At 34.2% G+C, this 17316-nt stretch carries 16 protein-coding genes and 1 pseudogene; 10 read left to right on the top strand and 7 right to left on the bottom strand.

Annotated elements, in window-relative coordinates:
• Positions 1–62: 62 nt before the first annotated feature.
• Positions 63–866, top strand: coding sequence for a DUF5131 family protein (locus tag LQU93_RS00085; protein ID WP_229931846.1), 804 nt, complete (start codon positions 63–65; stop codon positions 864–866).
• Positions 867–906: 40 nt separating this feature from the next.
• Here the strand turns inward: LQU93_RS00085 and LQU93_RS00080 are convergent.
• From LQU93_RS00080 to LQU93_RS00065, 4 genes and pseudogenes are all read right to left on the bottom strand, one after another.
• A pseudogene (locus LQU93_RS00080) lies at positions 907–1434 on the bottom strand (restriction endonuclease subunit S); the annotation flags it as partial.
• 29 nt (positions 1435–1463) lie between these two features.
• A complete protein-coding gene (locus LQU93_RS00075) occupies positions 1464–4115 on the bottom strand; it encodes an N-6 DNA methylase (protein ID WP_336245550.1) in 2652 nt (883 codons plus the stop codon).
• 49 nt (positions 4116–4164) lie between these two features.
• Positions 4165–6138, bottom strand: a complete 1974-nt coding sequence (uvrB, locus tag LQU93_RS00070; protein ID WP_229931844.1) for an excinuclease ABC subunit UvrB — start codon at positions 6136–6138, stop codon at positions 4165–4167.
• Positions 6138–6668 (bottom strand): hypothetical protein, encoded by a 531-nt coding sequence (locus tag LQU93_RS00065; RefSeq protein WP_229931843.1) that lies wholly within the window; start codon positions 6666–6668, stop codon positions 6138–6140. Before LQU93_RS00065 ends, uvrB begins: the two co-directional genes overlap by 1 nt.
• Before the next feature lie 111 nt (positions 6669–6779).
• Here LQU93_RS00065 and LQU93_RS00060 point away from each other — a divergent pair, with 111 nt between their 5' ends.
• Genes LQU93_RS00060 through LQU93_RS00045 form a run of 4 tightly spaced genes read left to right on the top strand, consistent with a single transcriptional unit; the run spans position 6780 to position 9506 of the window.
• The gene (locus LQU93_RS00060) at positions 6780–7013 is read left to right on the top strand and encodes a hypothetical protein (protein WP_229931842.1); all 234 of its coding nucleotides are present in this window, start codon (positions 6780–6782) and stop codon (positions 7011–7013) included.
• The gene (locus tag LQU93_RS00055) at positions 7013–7252 is read left to right on the top strand and encodes a hypothetical protein (RefSeq protein WP_229931841.1); all 240 of its coding nucleotides are present in this window, start codon (positions 7013–7015) and stop codon (positions 7250–7252) included. The genes LQU93_RS00060 and LQU93_RS00055 overlap by 1 nt, the downstream gene beginning before the upstream one ends.
• 2 nt (positions 7253–7254) lie before the next feature.
• Positions 7255–7668, top strand: a complete 414-nt coding sequence (locus LQU93_RS00050) for a type II secretion system protein (RefSeq protein WP_229931840.1) — start codon at positions 7255–7257, stop codon at positions 7666–7668.
• On the top strand, positions 7668–9506 hold the full coding sequence (locus tag LQU93_RS00045; RefSeq protein ID WP_229931839.1) for a primosomal protein N': 1839 nt from the start codon (positions 7668–7670) through the stop codon (positions 9504–9506). The genes LQU93_RS00050 and LQU93_RS00045 overlap by 1 nt, the downstream gene beginning before the upstream one ends.
• Here the strand turns inward: LQU93_RS00045 and LQU93_RS00040 are convergent.
• The gene (locus LQU93_RS00040) at positions 9493–10956 is read right to left on the bottom strand and encodes a sulfatase-like hydrolase/transferase (RefSeq protein ID WP_229931838.1); all 1464 of its coding nucleotides are present in this window, start codon (positions 10954–10956) and stop codon (positions 9493–9495) included. The genes LQU93_RS00045 and LQU93_RS00040 overlap by 14 nt on opposite strands.
• 155 nt (positions 10957–11111) lie before the next feature.
• Here LQU93_RS00040 and LQU93_RS00035 point away from each other — a divergent pair, with 155 nt between their 5' ends.
• The 3 genes from LQU93_RS00035 to LQU93_RS00025 all read left to right on the top strand — a co-directional run bounded on the left by LQU93_RS00035 (position 11112) and on the right by LQU93_RS00025 (position 13235).
• Positions 11112–11675: a CheB methylesterase domain-containing protein gene (locus LQU93_RS00035; RefSeq protein WP_229931837.1), complete on the top strand. Its 564-nt coding sequence runs from the start codon at positions 11112–11114 to the stop codon at positions 11673–11675.
• Positions 11676–11694: 19 nt separating this feature from the next.
• Positions 11695–12492: a CheR family methyltransferase gene (locus tag LQU93_RS00030; RefSeq protein WP_229931836.1), complete on the top strand. Its 798-nt coding sequence runs from the start codon at positions 11695–11697 to the stop codon at positions 12490–12492.
• A gap of 209 nt (positions 12493–12701) precedes the next feature.
• Positions 12702–13235 carry a tetratricopeptide repeat protein gene (locus LQU93_RS00025; protein ID WP_229931835.1) on the top strand — a complete coding sequence of 178 codons (534 nt, stop codon included), beginning with the start codon at positions 12702–12704 and terminating at the stop codon, positions 13233–13235.
• Positions 13236–13510: 275 nt separating this feature from the next.
• Here the strand turns inward: LQU93_RS00025 and ybeY are convergent, their stop codons facing one another.
• Positions 13511–13960 (bottom strand): rRNA maturation RNase YbeY, encoded by a 450-nt coding sequence (gene ybeY, locus LQU93_RS00020; protein WP_229931834.1) that lies wholly within the window; start codon positions 13958–13960, stop codon positions 13511–13513.
• Positions 13961–14067: 107 nt separating this feature from the next.
• Here ybeY and queC point away from each other — a divergent pair, with 107 nt between their 5' ends.
• Positions 14068–14733 (top strand): 7-cyano-7-deazaguanine synthase QueC, encoded by a 666-nt coding sequence (gene queC / locus LQU93_RS00015; RefSeq protein ID WP_229931833.1) that lies wholly within the window; start codon positions 14068–14070, stop codon positions 14731–14733.
• A 595-nt stretch (positions 14734–15328) separates the two neighbouring features.
• On the opposite strand, the gene LQU93_RS00010 is transcribed toward queC, so the two are convergent.
• Positions 15329–15751, bottom strand: a complete 423-nt coding sequence (locus LQU93_RS00010) for a hypothetical protein (RefSeq protein ID WP_229931832.1) — start codon at positions 15749–15751, stop codon at positions 15329–15331.
• Positions 15752–15884: 133 nt separating this feature from the next.
• On the opposite strand from LQU93_RS00010, the gene hcp reads away from it, so the two are divergent.
• Positions 15885–17213: a hydroxylamine reductase gene (gene hcp / locus LQU93_RS00005; protein WP_229931831.1), complete on the top strand. Its 1329-nt coding sequence runs from the start codon at positions 15885–15887 to the stop codon at positions 17211–17213.
• Positions 17214–17316 lie beyond the last annotated feature (103 nt).

The following is a 17316-nucleotide window of genomic DNA, read 5'->3' as shown; positions in this document are numbered from 1 at the left end:
TATATTATTTTAGTAAATGCATTGTGATTAAAATAACCAAAATTACACATCAAAGTCAAAATGTGAGCTCAACAAAACAAGATAAAACGCTTAATATCTGGAATCCATGGCATGGATGCATTAAAATTAGCGAAGGATGTGCTAATTGCTATATGTATTATTTAGATGCTAAGTATGGCAAAAGTGGTTCAGAGATTTATCGCACTAAAACTGGTTTTAACTATCCATTATCACGTCACAAAGATGGCAGATACAAAATAAAAAGTGGCGAAATGATACATGTGTGCTTAAGTAGTGATTTCTTTTTAAAGCAAGCAGATGAATACAGAGATGAGGCGTGGAGCATTATAAAGCAACGCTCGGATGTTAAATTTTCACTGCTGACTAAAAGAATTGATAGAGTATCAAAATGCTTGCCTAAAGATTGGGATGATGGCTATGAAAACGTAATGTTAAGTGTAAGCTGTGAAAATCAGCAAAGAGCTGATGAACGCATACCTACTTTGCTTGAATTGCCATTTAAGCACAAAGGCATTGTGTGTGCTCCGCTTATTGGGGCTATTAGTATTGAAAAATACCTAAAATCAAATCAAATAAGCCTAGTGCTGTGCGATGGCGAGAATTACGAAGGTGCACGTGTGTGCTGCTATGAGTGGGTTAAGGGTTTGCGCAATGAGTGCGAAAGATACAATGTGACGTTTGTATTTTATGGCACTGGAAGAAAATTTATGAAAGATGGTCGAGTATATACGCTAGAAAATGGACTTCAAAGAAGCCAAGCACAAAAATCAGGGCTTAGCTTTGAAGGTAAAAGTATAAACTTTAAACTCACCGATGCTTTTGGGCTACCAATAGATGAGTTTTAGATATTGTTTGTGTTGGTAAATTTGTATTTGAAGTAAAAGATCAAGCTCTTTTTCTTGCAATGATGTTTTTTGTGGTTTGTATCTTTGCGTCCGCCCACAAAACGACATCTTTAATGACTAGTTTTTGCACTGCTTTTATAAAATTTTGCATAAAATTAAAATTTAATTCGCCGTTTATAGTTGGTAAAATAATACTAGTTTTATTAAATTCTTTTTCAAAATCTCTAACTAAAATACCTTGATAAATTTTTTGATTTTTATTCAATAAAGTTATGAAATATTGGGCTATTTTTGAATTTAAATTTCCAAATTTAGAAAAAATTGTTTTTGTAAATTGACCTGCGTAAAAGTCTTTTTCCATATAGAAAAATTGCATACCGAGCATACCCACGGCGATAGAATTTCCTTTAATTTTATGTTCTTCATCTAAATATTCAACATAACCAGCAATTCCATTGTTTAAACAAGTCCTTGTAAAATACGGAAATTTGCCATTTTCGCTAAATTTAAAGCTATCTTTATTTAACTGTGGATTTGATTTCACTTCGAATAAATCACCAATTCTAAATTCGCTAAATTTAAGCGGCGTGGTGGAATTTACTCTCTCTCTCTCTCTCTCTTGTTTTGCGAATTTGCGAAAATATCGAGTGCATTTTGTTCGGCTTTAGTAAGCTTGTAATCTTTTAAACCAGTTACCGCAAGATACGCTTCGAGTTCCTCGACGCGTTCGCTTTCGAGTTCCTCGACGAAGCTTTGCATAAATGCAAAGCTTATTTTGCCTCCTATCGTCGGCAAAAGAATTTTTATTCTTGATATACTATCAACATTTGAACCGATACCCCAAGTAAATTCTCTTAAAACCTTATTAAAATTTGCAACTATATAAAGTGCAATTTTTGAGTTAAAGTCGTCAAATTTTGACTTTAAAATTTTCACTTTGTTGCCAGTAAAATATGGTAACTTTTGATAAAAAACACTAAAAGTATCTTGTGCAAAACTTAAAGTATTGCCTTCATTTAAATACTGCTCATCTTCGATAATATAGCCACGAATTCCATTGTCTATGGTGCTTCTAACAACATATGGATAGCTACCTGCTATTATTTCATCATAAATTTTTAAATTTTGAGCGTGAAAAATCTTTTTGCTGGATTTTAGCTCAAAAATTTCATCAAGCCGAAATTCCCTAAACTCTCCACCACTAGCCTTAAACTCACGCTCTAATTTCTCGATTTTTAAGCTTATCCTACTGCGACTGGGACTATCCTTTTTTAAAATTTGGCTTACTTCCCAGCTTAAATAATCGCTCACGGTCTTTTTAAAATCAGCCAAATTTGGCATTGTGTCTATTTTTTTGTGTTGGTCAAAATTCCAGTCATTGCCACTAGGCGTAATAAAATCTTCTACAAAAATTTCATCCAAATTCCACTTTGCCTTAACTTTTGCGTTTTTGCCGTTTTTGTAAATTTGTATAATGTCGGCATATCTGTTTAAAGGTTCATCGATTTCTTGCAAAGCCCTGCTTGTGCGTTTGTAGCCGTCGTTTCTAAAATCAATAAATTTGACAACTTTTTCATAATCATGCGGCACACCTGCTTCAAAAATATAAATGCTAGTTTGAACTCCTGCCATAGGCTGAAATAAATCAGTTGGCATTTTGATACTGGCTTTTAGCGTGTGGTGTTTTAAAATTTCTTTGTTTGATTTTATCGCTTTACCGCTACCTGCACTATCTTGGATAATGATAGCTCCAAGTCCGTGTTTTTGCATTTTTGAAAGTCCAAATTTAATAAATGGCATTCCGTTTTCATCAAATGTAAAAGGCGGATTTAACAAAATTCTATTTGCGTTAAATTTAGTATAAAGGCTCTCTGGTGTGTCAAATGCATTTGCTTTTTGAATATTTGCCGAGCCATCTCCACGCAAAATCATATTTGTAGCCGCAAGGGTATACATTTCGGCATTTAGCTCAACGCCTAGAAGTTTTTGTTTTTTGATATTTTGTATTTCTAAATTTGCTTGGGTTGAATTTTTGGTGTAGGCGTTGTTGGCACTCTCACACATTAACTCCATTGCAGAAATCAAAAATCCAGCCGAGCCTGTGGCTAAATCCATAACTTTGCAGTCTTTGTCAATTTGTAAAATTTGAGCCATCATTTTAGTTACATAAGGTGGAGTTAGTACGATACCAAGCTCTTTGCCGTCTCCTAAAGCGTATTTTAAAAACTCGCTATACATTTCGCCCATAATGTCAATATGTCCGCCAAAGCCGTCAATTTGTTTGTAGATAAATTCATAAATAAATGTAAAAATTTGCTTGTTTATAGAAGATTCTTTATCTAAAAATTTAGCAATTTCTTTGTCGTTTTTGGTCGGTTTGTCTCTTTGTGGGTCTTTTGAAATCTCTGAAAAACTTGCAATCATGAGATTTAATTTATCTTGTGGAATTTGACGATTTTTTAAAAATTCTTTTATGCGATTTACAATTTTTACGCCGTCTCGCTCGGCTTCTAATGCTACGCCTTTTAAATCATCGCTTGTAAGCCCATAACCGATAATTTCATTATCATTTTTAATATCTTGCATAGCTAAAAGCATACCAGAGACATAAAGAACACGCTGCGGGGCAGTGATATTTAGGTTATGCATAAGTTTGTTTAATTTTTTGGCGTAAATTTGGAGTTGAATTTGAGATGAGATTAAAATTTGGTGTTTGTCGTCATCTGTAAGTTTTGCGTCATTTAAAAATTCGCTAAATGTGGATTTGTTTTCTAAAAAATTTAGCGTTTTGTATTTTGACATAAATTTAAATGCACTATCGCCACTACCATATACAAAATATACTTGCAATTCCACGCTTTCATCATTATCGCCTGCAATCCCTATGGCGATAACTTCATCGTATTTGCCAGAAGCAATCATATTTCTAGCATAATACAACGCCCCATTTACGGCAAAATTTGAAATCGAAGCATCGTCAAATTTTATGCCGTCTTTGGTGGATTGGACTAGTTTTTTGGCGTGTAGTTTATTTTCTATAATAACAGGAATTTCATATTTTTCAATGCTGAAGTCAGGTTTGCCAAAATTTGTTTTATTTGCCGTTTTGGCTGAGCCTTTTAAACTCTGTTTTAAATACTCTGAAATGCTTGATTCAACATTGTAATCTTTTAATTTTTTAAGTCCTAAGCGAGTGAAATTTTGTTTTACAAAATCATTTACATCATCTTCGAGTGTCCATTTTGCCATTTTTAACCTTTAAAATTTTATTTGATTGTATTAAATTTTGCCTGAAATTTCACAAATCCCTAAGCTTTGCTATCTCATCCCTTAATGCCGCAGCTTTTTCAAACTCCAGTGCCGCTGCTGCCTCAAACATCTGCTTTCTTAGCTCTTTTACTAGTTTTGCTCGCTCACTCGCTGGCATTTTTTCTAGCTTTTTGCCCTTGCGGTAAATTTCAGCATCATCTTGCTCGTGCAAGCTCTCTTCGATATTGCGACTTGCCGAGCGTGGCGTGATGTTGTTTGCTTTATTGTATTCATCTTGCATTTTACGCCTTGCGCTCGTGATATCGATAGCTTCTTGCATTGAGTTTGTTACCTTTTTGCAAAACATCACGACCTTGCCATTGACATTTCGTGCCGCTCGCCCCATAGTCTGAATCAGGCTCGTTCGTGAGCGTAAAAAGCCCTCTTTATCAGCGTCCATTATGGCTATGAGCGAGACTTCTGGCAGATCAAGCCCCTCGCGGAGTAAATTTATACCCACTAGCACATCGAAGCTGCCACCACGAAGTCCGCGTATAAGCTCATTTCGCTCGATAGCATCGATGTCTGAGTGCATATATTTTACCCTGATACCAAGCTCAGTGTAGTAGCGTGTTAGCTCCTCCGCCATTTTTTTAGTTAGCACGGTTATTAAAACTCGCTCATTTTGAGACACTACATCTTTAATCATATCGTGTAAAATTTCAACCTGATTGTCGCTATCTTTTATCTCGATGAGTGGATCAAGAAGTCCAGTTGGGCGTAAAATTTGCTCATAAACATGATCTTTGCTAAGCTCAAGCTCAAGCTCGTTTGGCGTAGCTGATACAAAGAGAAAATTTGCATTTTTGTTGATAAACTCATCAAATTTTAAAGGGCGGTTATCAAGAGCTGAAGGCAGACGAAAGCCATACTCCACAAGCGTCTCTTTACGGCTTCTATCTCCTGCATACATGCCGCGAAACTGCGGCAAGCTCACATGACTTTCATCAACTATGACTAAAAACTCACCGCCGTTAAGCAGTGAGAAATAATCAAACATCGTATATGGCGTCTCGCCAGGTTTTAGCCCTGTTAAGTGCCTTGCGTAATTCTCCACGCCCTTGCAAATGCCGGTGCTTGTAAGCATTTCAAGATCAAATTCGACGCGTTGTTTTAGGCGTTGCATCTCGACCAATTTGCCCTCTTTTTCATAAAATTTTAGCCTCTCTTCAAGCTCAGCTTCGATGCCTTTTATCGCTGATTTTAGCCGATCCTCACGCACTATAAACTGACTTGTGGCGTAAAGTGTAAATTTAGAAATATCTTTTAAACGCTTATTATCAAGCACTTCAAAATGATACATGCTCTCAATCTCATCGCCAAAAAACTCAACCCTTAACGCCTCATCGCCCCAGTAAGCCGGATAAATGTCTATCACATCGCCATTTACACGGAAATTTCCGCGGTCAAAATAGGCGTCATTTCTTGTATATCCCATATCTACAAGGCGGTTTAAGAGTGCTTTTTGACTTATCTCATCGCCAACATTTAGATACTGCACCATGCCCTGATACTCGCTTGGATCGCCAAGTCCGTAGTTTGCCGAGACCGAGGCGATGATGATGACATCATCAAAGCTAAGCAAACTAGCCGTCGCAGATAGCCGCATACGCTCTAGTTCGTCGTTTATAGAGCTATCCTTTTCGATAAAAAGATCTTGTCGTGGGATGTAGGCTTCTGGTTGATAATAATCATAATAGCTGATAAAATACTCAACATGATTGCTCGGGAAAAAGCCCTTAAACTCGCTATAAAGCTGTGCTGCTAGGGATTTGTTGTGTGTCATGATTAGCGTTGGCATTTTTAGATTTTGTATCACATTTGCCATTGTAAAAGTTTTGCCTGAGCCTGTAACGCCAAGCAAAGTGTTATATCTATTGCCGTTTTTTATGCTTTTTACGATGCCGTCAATAGCGTTTTGCTGGTCTGGGGATGGTGAAAATTTGCTTGAAATTTTAAACATCAAAGCTCCTCTTTTATGCTTAAGCCCGTTTTTTCAGACACAAGCTCCATAAATTTAGCTGAAATTTCATCATTTTTTAAGATAATGCCAAGAGTGTCTTTTTTGTCTGGATTTTTAAATATGATAAATAAATTTTGCGGTATTTTAACGAGCTTGGTTATGTTTTTAGTCTCTAGCTTAAACTCATCTTGCATTTTGGCTGTTATGGTATTGCTTATAGTATCTAACTCTAGGCGAATGTGGTTATTTGGATAGTAATTTTTTCTTGTAAATTTTAGTATCCGCCTTTTGCATGAGCTTTCATAAAATTTAGGATAAAAAACCACTATTAGCAAAATAGGCACTAAAATCACGTAAAAGCCCACCGAAAGCCCAAATTTTGCGTAAAAAAACCACATCATACCGCTATATACTAGCACTAGCGATAGCCATGATAATTTCATGGTTTTTTTGATATTGTTGTCTGTTTTTAGCTGATACATATGGTACCTTAGGTAGTCATTTTCGTCAAGTGTGTAGTCTAAACTCATAAAATTCCTTGTAAAATTTTACATATTCTAGCAAAGAATTAATTAAACTTATAAAATTTTTAGTCAGATTGTGATAAAATCAGCTTTTTAATTTTATAAAAAAGGCTAGAAATGTTTGATGATGATAAAGTGCTAACTACGCTAACAAGCAAGGTAAATGATCTGCTTACAAAATATGATGAAGTGTGCAAAGACAATGAAGAATTACACAATCAAATTGTAACTTTAAAGGCACAAAATGAGGCAAAAAGTAATCAGATAATGCGACTTGAAGAAGAGCTTAACAAAAAGACAAATGAAGCTGATGATGTGCTTAAGAAAATCGAGGCTGTGCTTAATAAATAATGGAAAAAAAGATCACGCTCACAATTGCTTCACGCGATTTTGCTATTAATGTTGATGATGAAGGCTTTGCTAGAATTTTAGAGCGTGACTTTGGTAGATTTGAAGGCAATAGAAAATTTGTCGATGTAAAGGAGCTTTTAAACGCATATGTGCAAAGATGCTATGATACTTATGCTGATGAGCTACAGATGAAGGCACTTACAAACGATATTAAAAAGGCACTAAAAATCAGGGAGTGATGATGAAAAGGCACGGTTTTACGATGATTGAGCTTGTTTTTGTTATCGTGATTGTTGGTGTTTTAGCTAGTATTGCTGCTAGTAAGTTAAATTTTGGTAGAAGTGATGCTGAATTAGTGAATGCAAGAACACAAATTGCGGCTATAAATTCTGCAATAACGCTAAAATATAACGAAAAAGTTCTAACTGGCAAACCAGCATATCCAAATACACTCGATGGTGATGATGGACTGTTGTTTAGTGGTGTTTTAACGATTGGTGGCATACGAGAGGGCAACAGTAAGCGTGGTTGGGTAAAATTGCAAGATAATAAATACAAATTTAGTCTAGATGGTCAAAGCACTACTTATACATATTATCCAGAAAGTGGCTTGTTTGTCTGTGATGATTCTTACCTATGCAATCAACTTAAATAATGAGATATTATACAGTTGGCTTTGTTGGGCTTAACTTAGCCCCATTGACATACCATAGTGATGAAAAACTATTAAAATTTCGGCTTGTTTATGTAAGTTTGCGTGGTAAAAACACACTTGCATGTGTATTAGATGAGTGCGAAAAACCGAGCTTTAAAACGCTTGAAATTGTGCAAATACTTCCTTTTGGATTAACCAACATCCAACAAGAAATTTTTAATTTTATAAGATATTATTATTTGGGTGATATTGGTGGCACACTTGGACTTTTTGAGTTTGATAACGATTGTGCTGCACTAGGCAAAGATAGCTTTATAAACGTGCCAAATTTAAGCCAATTGCAACAAAAAGCTTATGAGTTTTTAAACTCGCATAATATGGCGTTGTTATTTGGTGATACTGGAAGTGGCAAAAGTGAAATATACATAAAGATGATAGCCGATGTGTTAAATAGTGGCAAACAAGCTTTATTTTTAATGCCTGAAATTTCACTCACTCCACAGATGCAAACTCGTCTTGAGTATTATTTTGGTGATGCGGTTGCTGTTTGGCATTCAAAGGTCACACCAAAACGTAAAAATGAAATTTTAAATGGAATAAAAAGCTCAAATATCCGCTTGATTGCTGGGGCAAGATCGGCACTATTCTTGCCGCTTTGGCATCTTGGATTAATTGTTGTAGATGAAGAGCATGATGATAGTTACAAAAACCACTCTAGACCGCATTATAACGCACGTGATTTGTCTCTTATTATCGGGCAAAAATGCGATATCAAAGTTGTATTAGGCTCAGCAACACCAAGCTTAACTACATATGAAAAACTACCAAGTTTTAGATTAAAGCAGACATTTTTTAATACTCAAAAAACATATATATTTGATAAATCTCAAACCGGTTTAAGCAAGATAATAAAAGATGAAATTTCAAAAAGCCTTAGTAAAAATAAGCAAATTATTGTGTGTTTGCCAACTCGTGCTAATTATAGATTTTTGCAGTGCAAAGAGTGCGGAGAGACGATTAAATGCCCATTTTGCAGCGTTGGAATGAGCTATTATAAGAAACAAAATGTGCTAAAGTGTCAGTATTGTGAATATAAAACCCCTGTAATAAATAGGTGTGAAAAGTGTGGCAGTCAAGTCATACAGGCTCAAAAAATAGGCACCTCTGAATTAATAGAGCAACTACAACAAACATTTGCAAATGCAAGAATTTCAAAATTTGATCGTGATGAAATAACCACTCAAAATAAACTGAAAAAAGCCTTAGAGGAATTTAATGACGGCAAGATAGATATACTTGTTGGCACTCAGATGTTAAGCAAAGGGCATGATTATCATAATGTCGATTTGGCTGTGATAATGGGTATAGATGAGATGTTAAATTATGCAGATTTTAGAGCAAGAGAGAAAACATTAGCATTGGTAAAACAGGTATCTGGTCGTGCTGGTCGCAAGGGGCAGGGCAGGGCTATAATACAGACTTATCACGATGATTTTTTTAATGACTATTTGGATAATTATGATGAGTTTATAAAAAATGAGCTTGTGTTTAGAGCTGGGCTGTATCCGCCTTATTGTAGGATGTTGCGAATACTCATAACACATAAAAATGATGCAATTGCTAGCAAAATGGTTATGGATTTGGTTGATAAAATATCAAAATTTAAGCTTGATTTTGAGATTATTGGATACGGAAAGTGTGCGATAGAGCTAATGGCTAATAAATTTCGCTATGAAATTTTAATCCGCTCTAGCTCACATCGACCACTTATTCAGATAGCTAAAATCTCTCAAAATGAATTTGTTGATTGCGATATTGATCCTATTAATTTTTCTTAAATTTACTTATATCGATTGCTAAATCGTCATTTTTATTTTTTATAAGCCTTTTTGAATTTGTTATATCATCTTGAATAATAGGCTCAAAAATATCACTAGTAGTGCTAAAATTTAGCACTTTAACCCCTAGCCATTTTGCAAAACTTTGTGCGAAATTATTTTGATAGCTTTCATTTTTGATATATTGCCTTGTCTTGTCGTCGCTTGAAATTTTAATAAGTGGGATTTGCAGGTGCTGTTTTGCTGGACTTGAATGCATGCCTAATTTTATTTGGTTTGATGAAGTATCATGTGTAAGACCATGATCGCTAAAATATATCATCGAAAAACTCTGCAAAGAAGTATCAAAATTTTGCTTTAAAAGATTATAAATTTGTCTTAAATTTTCGTCAGTTTCGCGGATGCTTTCTACGTAGCAATTTATATTAAATGTTGCTTTGTCGCTATATTTTACATAGTCGTTGTTGCTAATTCGTCTGCACGCATCAGGATGTGAGCCATAAAGATGCACAAAGATTACTCTTTTTTCGTTTATTTGTTGATTTAAAATTTTAGCAATTTGTGGTATTAAAATTTTATCGTGATTTTCTTCGCCTTTGTGTGATGCGTTTATTTTATCGTGGGTGCTAAAATAGCTAAAATTAGCCCTTTTTGCAACGATTGAAACATCTGTTTCGTGTGTGCCAAGAAAACCTTGATTTGAGACCCAAAATGTCTTAAATCCAGCTAAATTTGCCAAATCCACAATATTTAAGTCAAAATCTCTTTCGTGATTTAGCGTAGCACGAAGAGTTGGTATTGTGTTTAGTCCGACTGCGTTAAAACCATCTATAATCACGCCATCTACACTGCTTAAAAATGGAGTGTTGTTGATATTGTAGCCATATACACCATGATAATCACGCCTTGCGCTTTCGCCGATTACAACTACGTAGTTGTGGTATTTTGGATCGATACTTTTAATGATCCATTTTGGTTTTACGATATGAATGTTTGTTTTTTTAAAATATTCATATGAACTTTTAAAATCTTTTAGCATCGTTATTACTGAGCTTGTTGATGCTATCCCCCATAGCTTTCCGGTAGCTGTTGCTATTGCAAAAATGATAAAAATCGCAACTGGAAATTTGATACTAGAGCTTGTTTTGCTAACTCGCAAGTAAATTATAAAAAACACGCTAAAAATAGTGCTTAGCAGATATCTTATATCAATACTGCCAAAAAACTCTCTTGCCTCGCCGCCATACGTGCCAAAAAGTGCGAGCAAAAACGACTCATCAACACCGCCATAAATCATACCAACTGGTGCATAAATAGATAAAAGTAATATAAAAGGAAAAAATACTATCCAAAAAAGATAACGAAAATTTATAAAAATAAATGTCGCAAAAGCTAGATAAGCTACGTTAAGATATAGCTTCCACCCCCCCCCCATAGCCCAATCTACCACTGCCTAAACTAAGATACGCACAGACTAATAAAAGTGTAATGGTAATTAGTAGTTTTTTCAAATTTTCCCCTTTTTGTTTTAGTTTAACAAATATTTACTGAAAGATGGATATACTATCGCATTTGCTTACGCTATGAAATTTAAAAAGGTTATAAATGGCTCAAAAATTAGTCCTAATTGGTGCTTCAACTGGAGGGCCTGGACATATTAAAAAGTTATTAAAAGATATTAATTTAAATGGAGCAACAATCGTCATAGCACAACACATGAATAAGAGATTTATCCCTTCTTTTGCCGCACAAGTAGCAAAGGAGTGTAATCAGGATGTTTGTATGCTAAGCGAACGTGCTATGCTAAAAGAAAAAATTTATATCTGCGAAAACAATACCACAATGTGTGATACGCTACCCATATCAGCAAAACCAAATGCTGATGAGATTACTACGTTTTCCCCAAATGTTGATATGCTTTTTTGCTCAGGTGTTGCTTTGTGTAAAAGCTTAGATGTGATGGCTATATTGCTAACTGGCATAGGAGATGATGGGGCAAGTGGGCTATATAAACTATATAAAGCCGGTGCAAAGTGCATAGCTGAAAACGAAGAAACTGCCATAGTATATGGTATGCCAAAACGTGCTAAAGAGTTAAATCCAGCTGTAAAATCGCTAAATCTTTCAAGTATTAAAAAAGAGCTTGATGGATTTTTGAGTGCTAATTAGTAAAATTAAAGGAGTAAACGTGAATATAGATGATGTAGCTATACCAACTGACATGGATGGTTTTGAAGAATTTTTGCAAAATATTAAAATTTTGTGCGGTGTTGATTTGCAAAGCAAACGTGAAATAACACTTCAAAGACTTAGTGCCTTTGCAAAAAATAAACGCATAAAAACCTTTAAAGAGATAGCATCGATGGTGCGTTATAATTCCATAACTAGACAGGATATATTAAATTTAATCACAGTTAATGAAACGTATTTTTATAGAGAGTTGCCGCAACTAAAAGATGTAATAGGACATGCTGGGAATTTATCAGAAGTGCGTATATTGTGTGCTCCATGCTCTAGTGGAGATGAGGTGTATTCGTTGGCTATGTTGGCATATGAAGTTGGGATTGATCCAAGATACATGAGTATAGTTGGTATAGATATTAACTCAGAAGCCATTGTACAAGCAAATTCCGGTATTTATAATGAGAGAAGTTTGCATAGATTAAGTAGCTATCAAAAAGAGCGATTTTTTACTAAAATTGATGACAAATACGAAATCAAACGAAGAATGCTTTGTAGATGCGATTTTAAGGTATTAAATGTATTTGATGATGCGTTGTTTAGTCTTGGTAAATTTGATATCATACTCTCTCGTAATATGATGATATATTTTGATGACAATTTTAGATTAAAATGTGTTGAGAGATTGCATAAAATACTACATGAATATGGTAGATTATATGCTGGTCATGCTGATTTGGTGCCACATACAGACATATATGCTAAGCAGTTTAGTGGTGGTGTAACTTTTTACGAAAAGGCTTAATGTTTTATTTAAAGCAGTGTTTTACGCTGCTTTATCCTGCTTGTTATTACAATTTAACTTTTTATATTCTTTAATACAAATGCAAATTTAACGCTTGTAAAATTCTTTTATTGCACGGATAATTTTTATTTGTTTAATTTTATAAGCAATATTAATATTATTTTTACAAAAAATTTGTAAAATTCTCTTAAAACTTAGGGGATGAGAATATGAAAAAATTATGTTTTATTTGCATTTTTTTGCTAAGCTTATGTGCAGATGATAAAATATACAAAGACGCTGTTGATGCTTACAATAGTGGAGATTGCAAAAAGGCTGTTAAATTATATGATGAACTGGTGAAACAAGAGCATTTTGAAGCTATTTTTAATTATGCTTGGATGAATGAAAAAGGCATATGCGTCGAGCAAGACTACAAAAAAGCAAGAGAGTTATATAAAGTCTCGATTAATGCAGACAAAATCAATACAAAACGTCTTTCAATGTATCGCTTGGGTCTTTTGCTTATCACTGCTAGAGGAAGCGATGATGTAAGTCATGATAATATACAAAAAGCAATAAAATTGTGGCAACAATCAGATTATTTAGGTTATGCTCAGGCTAGTTTAAGTCTTGGCATGTTGTATTATCAAGGTGCAGCGATTGCAAAAGATGAAAATTTAGCCTATGATTACTTTGATAAAGCTTGTAATGGTGGAGTTAAAGAAGCATGCAATATATTGGCTAATATAAAAGTTCAATAGCTTTAATCTTTAAGTTTTAAAGTAAATTTAATTTGTAAGTATGGGCTTACTTTGCTAGATTGTGTTTGCTATGTGCAGTTTGCATTCTATGCTGTTTTGTGTGGTTTTAGCCATATATTTATTAAAATACGAAAATACAAGAACTTTGCTACGCTTTCATATTGTAAGAAGTAAATTGTAAAATCATATCAACTAAAAATATCGTTTTAGCTCATAGATTTAAATTGCTTGTCTATAGCTTTTATAAATTTAGACCAATTTTTTAAGGCAGAAATTTACTGGCTTTTAATTAGTTTATGAAATTTTGCCGATAATTCATCTGGCTCATATGTCCTAACGATTAAACTTTTTGGCAGATTAAATCTTGCTATAGTTTGCTCTTCTAAATCTCTCATTTGACCACTGTCTGTTTCGTGATCGTACCCTAAAACGTGAAGTAAGCCGTGCGTAAAAAGTAGAGCGATCTCATCATCAGTGCTGTGATTTAGTTCGTTTGCTTTTTGTTTGGCTAAGTCAGTGTTTATAACTATGCAACCAAGCGGAGTGTGTGGAACGCTTAAAAATGGAAAGCTAAGCACATCAGTGCTTTTATCTATACCTCTTTGTTTTTTGTTTATCTCTTGCATTTGATTTTGATCTACAAAGCTTAGCTCAATATCTCCCGGCGTTAAACTCATAGCGATTTGATCTAGAATTTCTGGATATTTTTCATCACAAATTATCATTTTTTCATACTCTTTATTTAAAATTTTGGTATTTTAGCTAAAATTTTAAGAAAATAAAAGCGATTTTTTAAAGTAATTTTTAACTAAAATTAAATAAGGATAGTGATATGAAAAAGGCGGTTGTTGTGATGAGTGGCGGTATGGATAGCACACTTTGTGCTACTTTGGCGTTAAAGCAGGGTTATGAGATTATCGCACTTCATTTTGATTATAATCAACGCACGATGAAGCGTGAAAAACAAGCTTTTAACGATATATGTGATAGATTAAATATCACAAAAAGACTTAGTTTGGATGTTAGTTTTATTGCTAAAATAGGCGGCAATTCATTGACTGATAAGAGTATGCAAGTGCCAAAAACTGGGCTTAGCGATGGTGTGCCAAATACTTATGTGCCATATAGAAATGGGATATTTTTATCAATCGCTGCGGCAGTAGCTGAGAAAAATGATGCCAAAGCAATATATATCGGAGTTGTTGAAGAAGATAGTAGTGGTTATCCTGATTGCAGGGCGGAGTTTATAAAAACTATACAAAATGCCATAAATTTAGGCACAAAAGATAGCACGAAAATCGAGATTAAAATGCCACTTGTAAGCTTGAGCAAAGCCGATATTGTGCGTGTTTCGCTTGAGAACAACTCTCCGCTTGAGCTTACTTGGAGTTGTTATGAGAGCGAAGAGATGGCATGTGGCGTTTGCGATAGTTGCAGGCTTAGATTAAATGGTTTTAAAAAGGCAAATTCAACAGATCCGATAAAATATAAATTTTAAGTCGATGTTGCTTGTAATATAATGGCTTAAGTTTAATTTTGCTGTAAATTTGCCCTATAAAAGTGCATTTAATTTGCATAGGCAAAAAAGTTTTTATTTATGCAAATTTAACTTTGCTTTTGCAAGGCTATAAGCACCATCAAGGCAAAAACCATTTAATAATTTCATAAAATTTTATTGTAGATTTTATGATTTTTAAAAAGTTGTCTAATTTTATATTTAAAACATTTTAGCTATTTGTGTAAAACTTAGCTTTGTTTATTTGTATAACAACATCTCATAAGCATTGCTCTTGTTCAAGCAAACGTTTTACTTTTGCAAATACTTTTTATTATTTACTTATTTTAAACTATTACACAAGCAATATATTTTGTTTTAACATTAAAGATGAGTTTTTCGCTTCGCTCGTTACAAGATGATAGCTTAAACATGCAGCTGTTTTGTAATCAAAACCACAGTTTTTTTAAAAATTCACATAAAATCAATAGGTTTGGTAGAATTTGTATTGCAGTTTTAGTTACCCAAGGCACTTTTATCATAAAAGATAAAGTCTTGCATGTGCAAAATTAATCTATAAGACTTACAAAAAGAGCGATTAGATATCTTGATTTTTTATAAATTCTTTGTATTTATCTGCTAAAATTTGCTTTTGATTGGCTGTAAGTTTATCTGAGTTTATTGCTTTTGCAAGGGTTAAGTCGGCTAACGAGCTAAGCGAATTTGTACCATTGTTGCTTAAAAGTGATGAAAGTAAATCGTTTGATTTTTCATCTTTTAGCTCTTTTAGTGAGTTTGCTATGCTTGTGCCACTTACTGATGAGTTTGAAAGAAGTGAATTTATGGCTTTTGCACTTTCACTATTTCCTAAAATAGAGCCAAAATCACCTTTATTTGCCTTGTTACTATCATATTTTAGTAAAAAATCTATAAAACTTCCTTCATTTTCATTTGATGCTTTGTATAGCTCATAGCCTGTTTTTACCATGGGATCTAATCTGGATATGTCATTAATGCTCATTTTTAAAACCTTTGATTTTTAAAATTTTAACGTAAAAAAGCAAAAATTATTCCATTTATCTTGATTATCATCAATTACTAATTTTGAAAATTCTACTATCATTTCGCCGTTAAACCCAAAAAAAGGATAAAAAATGAGTGAAAATTTAAAGATGTTTTGTCATCAATGTGAGATGAGTGCTCCAGGCGGTTGCGGCTCAAAAGGGCAAAGTAAAGGAACCTGTGGCAAGGACGATACTTTAGCACGTTTGCAAGATACTATGGTTTTTGGATTAAAGGGACTTAGTGCATATCGTCATCATGCACACGAACTTGGAGCAGATACAAGTGAAGTAGATAAAGTTTTAGCTGATACGCTATATTTTACGCTTACAAACTCAAATTTTAATTTTGACCAACACATTAAACAACTACTAGAAGTTGGTAGTGCGGGTGTTAAGATGATGGATATACTAAGCGAAGCTCACACTAGCACTTATGGCGTTCCAACACCAGTTACAGTAAGTCAAAACAAAGTAGAAGGCAAGGCGATTTTGGTAAGCGGACACAACCTAAAAGCACTAAAAATGCTATTAGAGGCGACTGAGGGCAAGGGCATAAACATATACACTCACTCAGAGATGCTACCAGCTCACGGATATCCAGAACTACGCAAATACAGCCACTTAAAAGGCAATGTTGGCAAAGCATGGTTTGATCAAACTAAGTTGTTTAATGAGTTTAGAGGTGCAATTTTAATGACTACAAACTGTATCGTGCCTATCCGCTCCAACTGCGAGTATAGCGATCGTTTGTTTGGCTATCAGATAGCCGGAACGGCTGGCATTAATCACATAGAAAATGATGATTTTACTCCGCTAATTGAGTGTGCGTTAAAATGTGGTGATGTTAGTATGCAAAGCGATGCTTCGCTTGTAACTGGCGGACATTATAAGACTATTTTAGGCTTAGCACCACAAATTTTAGACGCCATAAATACAGGTAAAATTAGAAGATTTTTTGTCATAGCTGGTTGTGATGCACCTGGTAAAGGGCGCGAGTATTACCGTGAATTGGCTGAAAATTTACCAAAAGATTGTGTGATATTAACATCAAGCTGTGGTAAATTCCGCTTTAATGATATTGATTTTGGCACAGTCCCTGGCACAGAACTACCACGCTATATCGACTTAGGACAGTGCAACGATAGTAATGGTGCTGTAAAAATCGCAATCGCACTAAGTCAAGCTACAGGCATAGCTATAAATGACTTGCCTGTGTCAATTGTGCTAATGTGGATGGAGCAAAAGGCTGTTATTATACTACTTGCACTGTTTAGTTTGGGTATGAAAAATATAAATGTAGGTCCAAAATTGCCTGAGTTTTTCAATGAAGAGATAGTAAATTTCTTAGTTGATAAGTTTAATGTTCGTTTAATAAGTGGCGATGCAAAAGCCGATATTGAATATTTTCTAAGTAAATAATCTCACAAAAGACGGATTTTTCCGTCTTTTAATTAAAATTTAAATTTATTTCTACTTTTTACTTCTTAAAAAATTAAATTTTTACTAAAATTTTTTATAAATT

This window comes from Campylobacter majalis (genome assembly GCF_905120465.1).
In the GTDB taxonomy this organism is placed as follows: Bacteria; Campylobacterota; Campylobacteria; order Campylobacterales; family Campylobacteraceae; genus Campylobacter_A; species Campylobacter_A majalis.
This window is presented reverse-complemented; position numbering and strand designations above follow the sequence as displayed.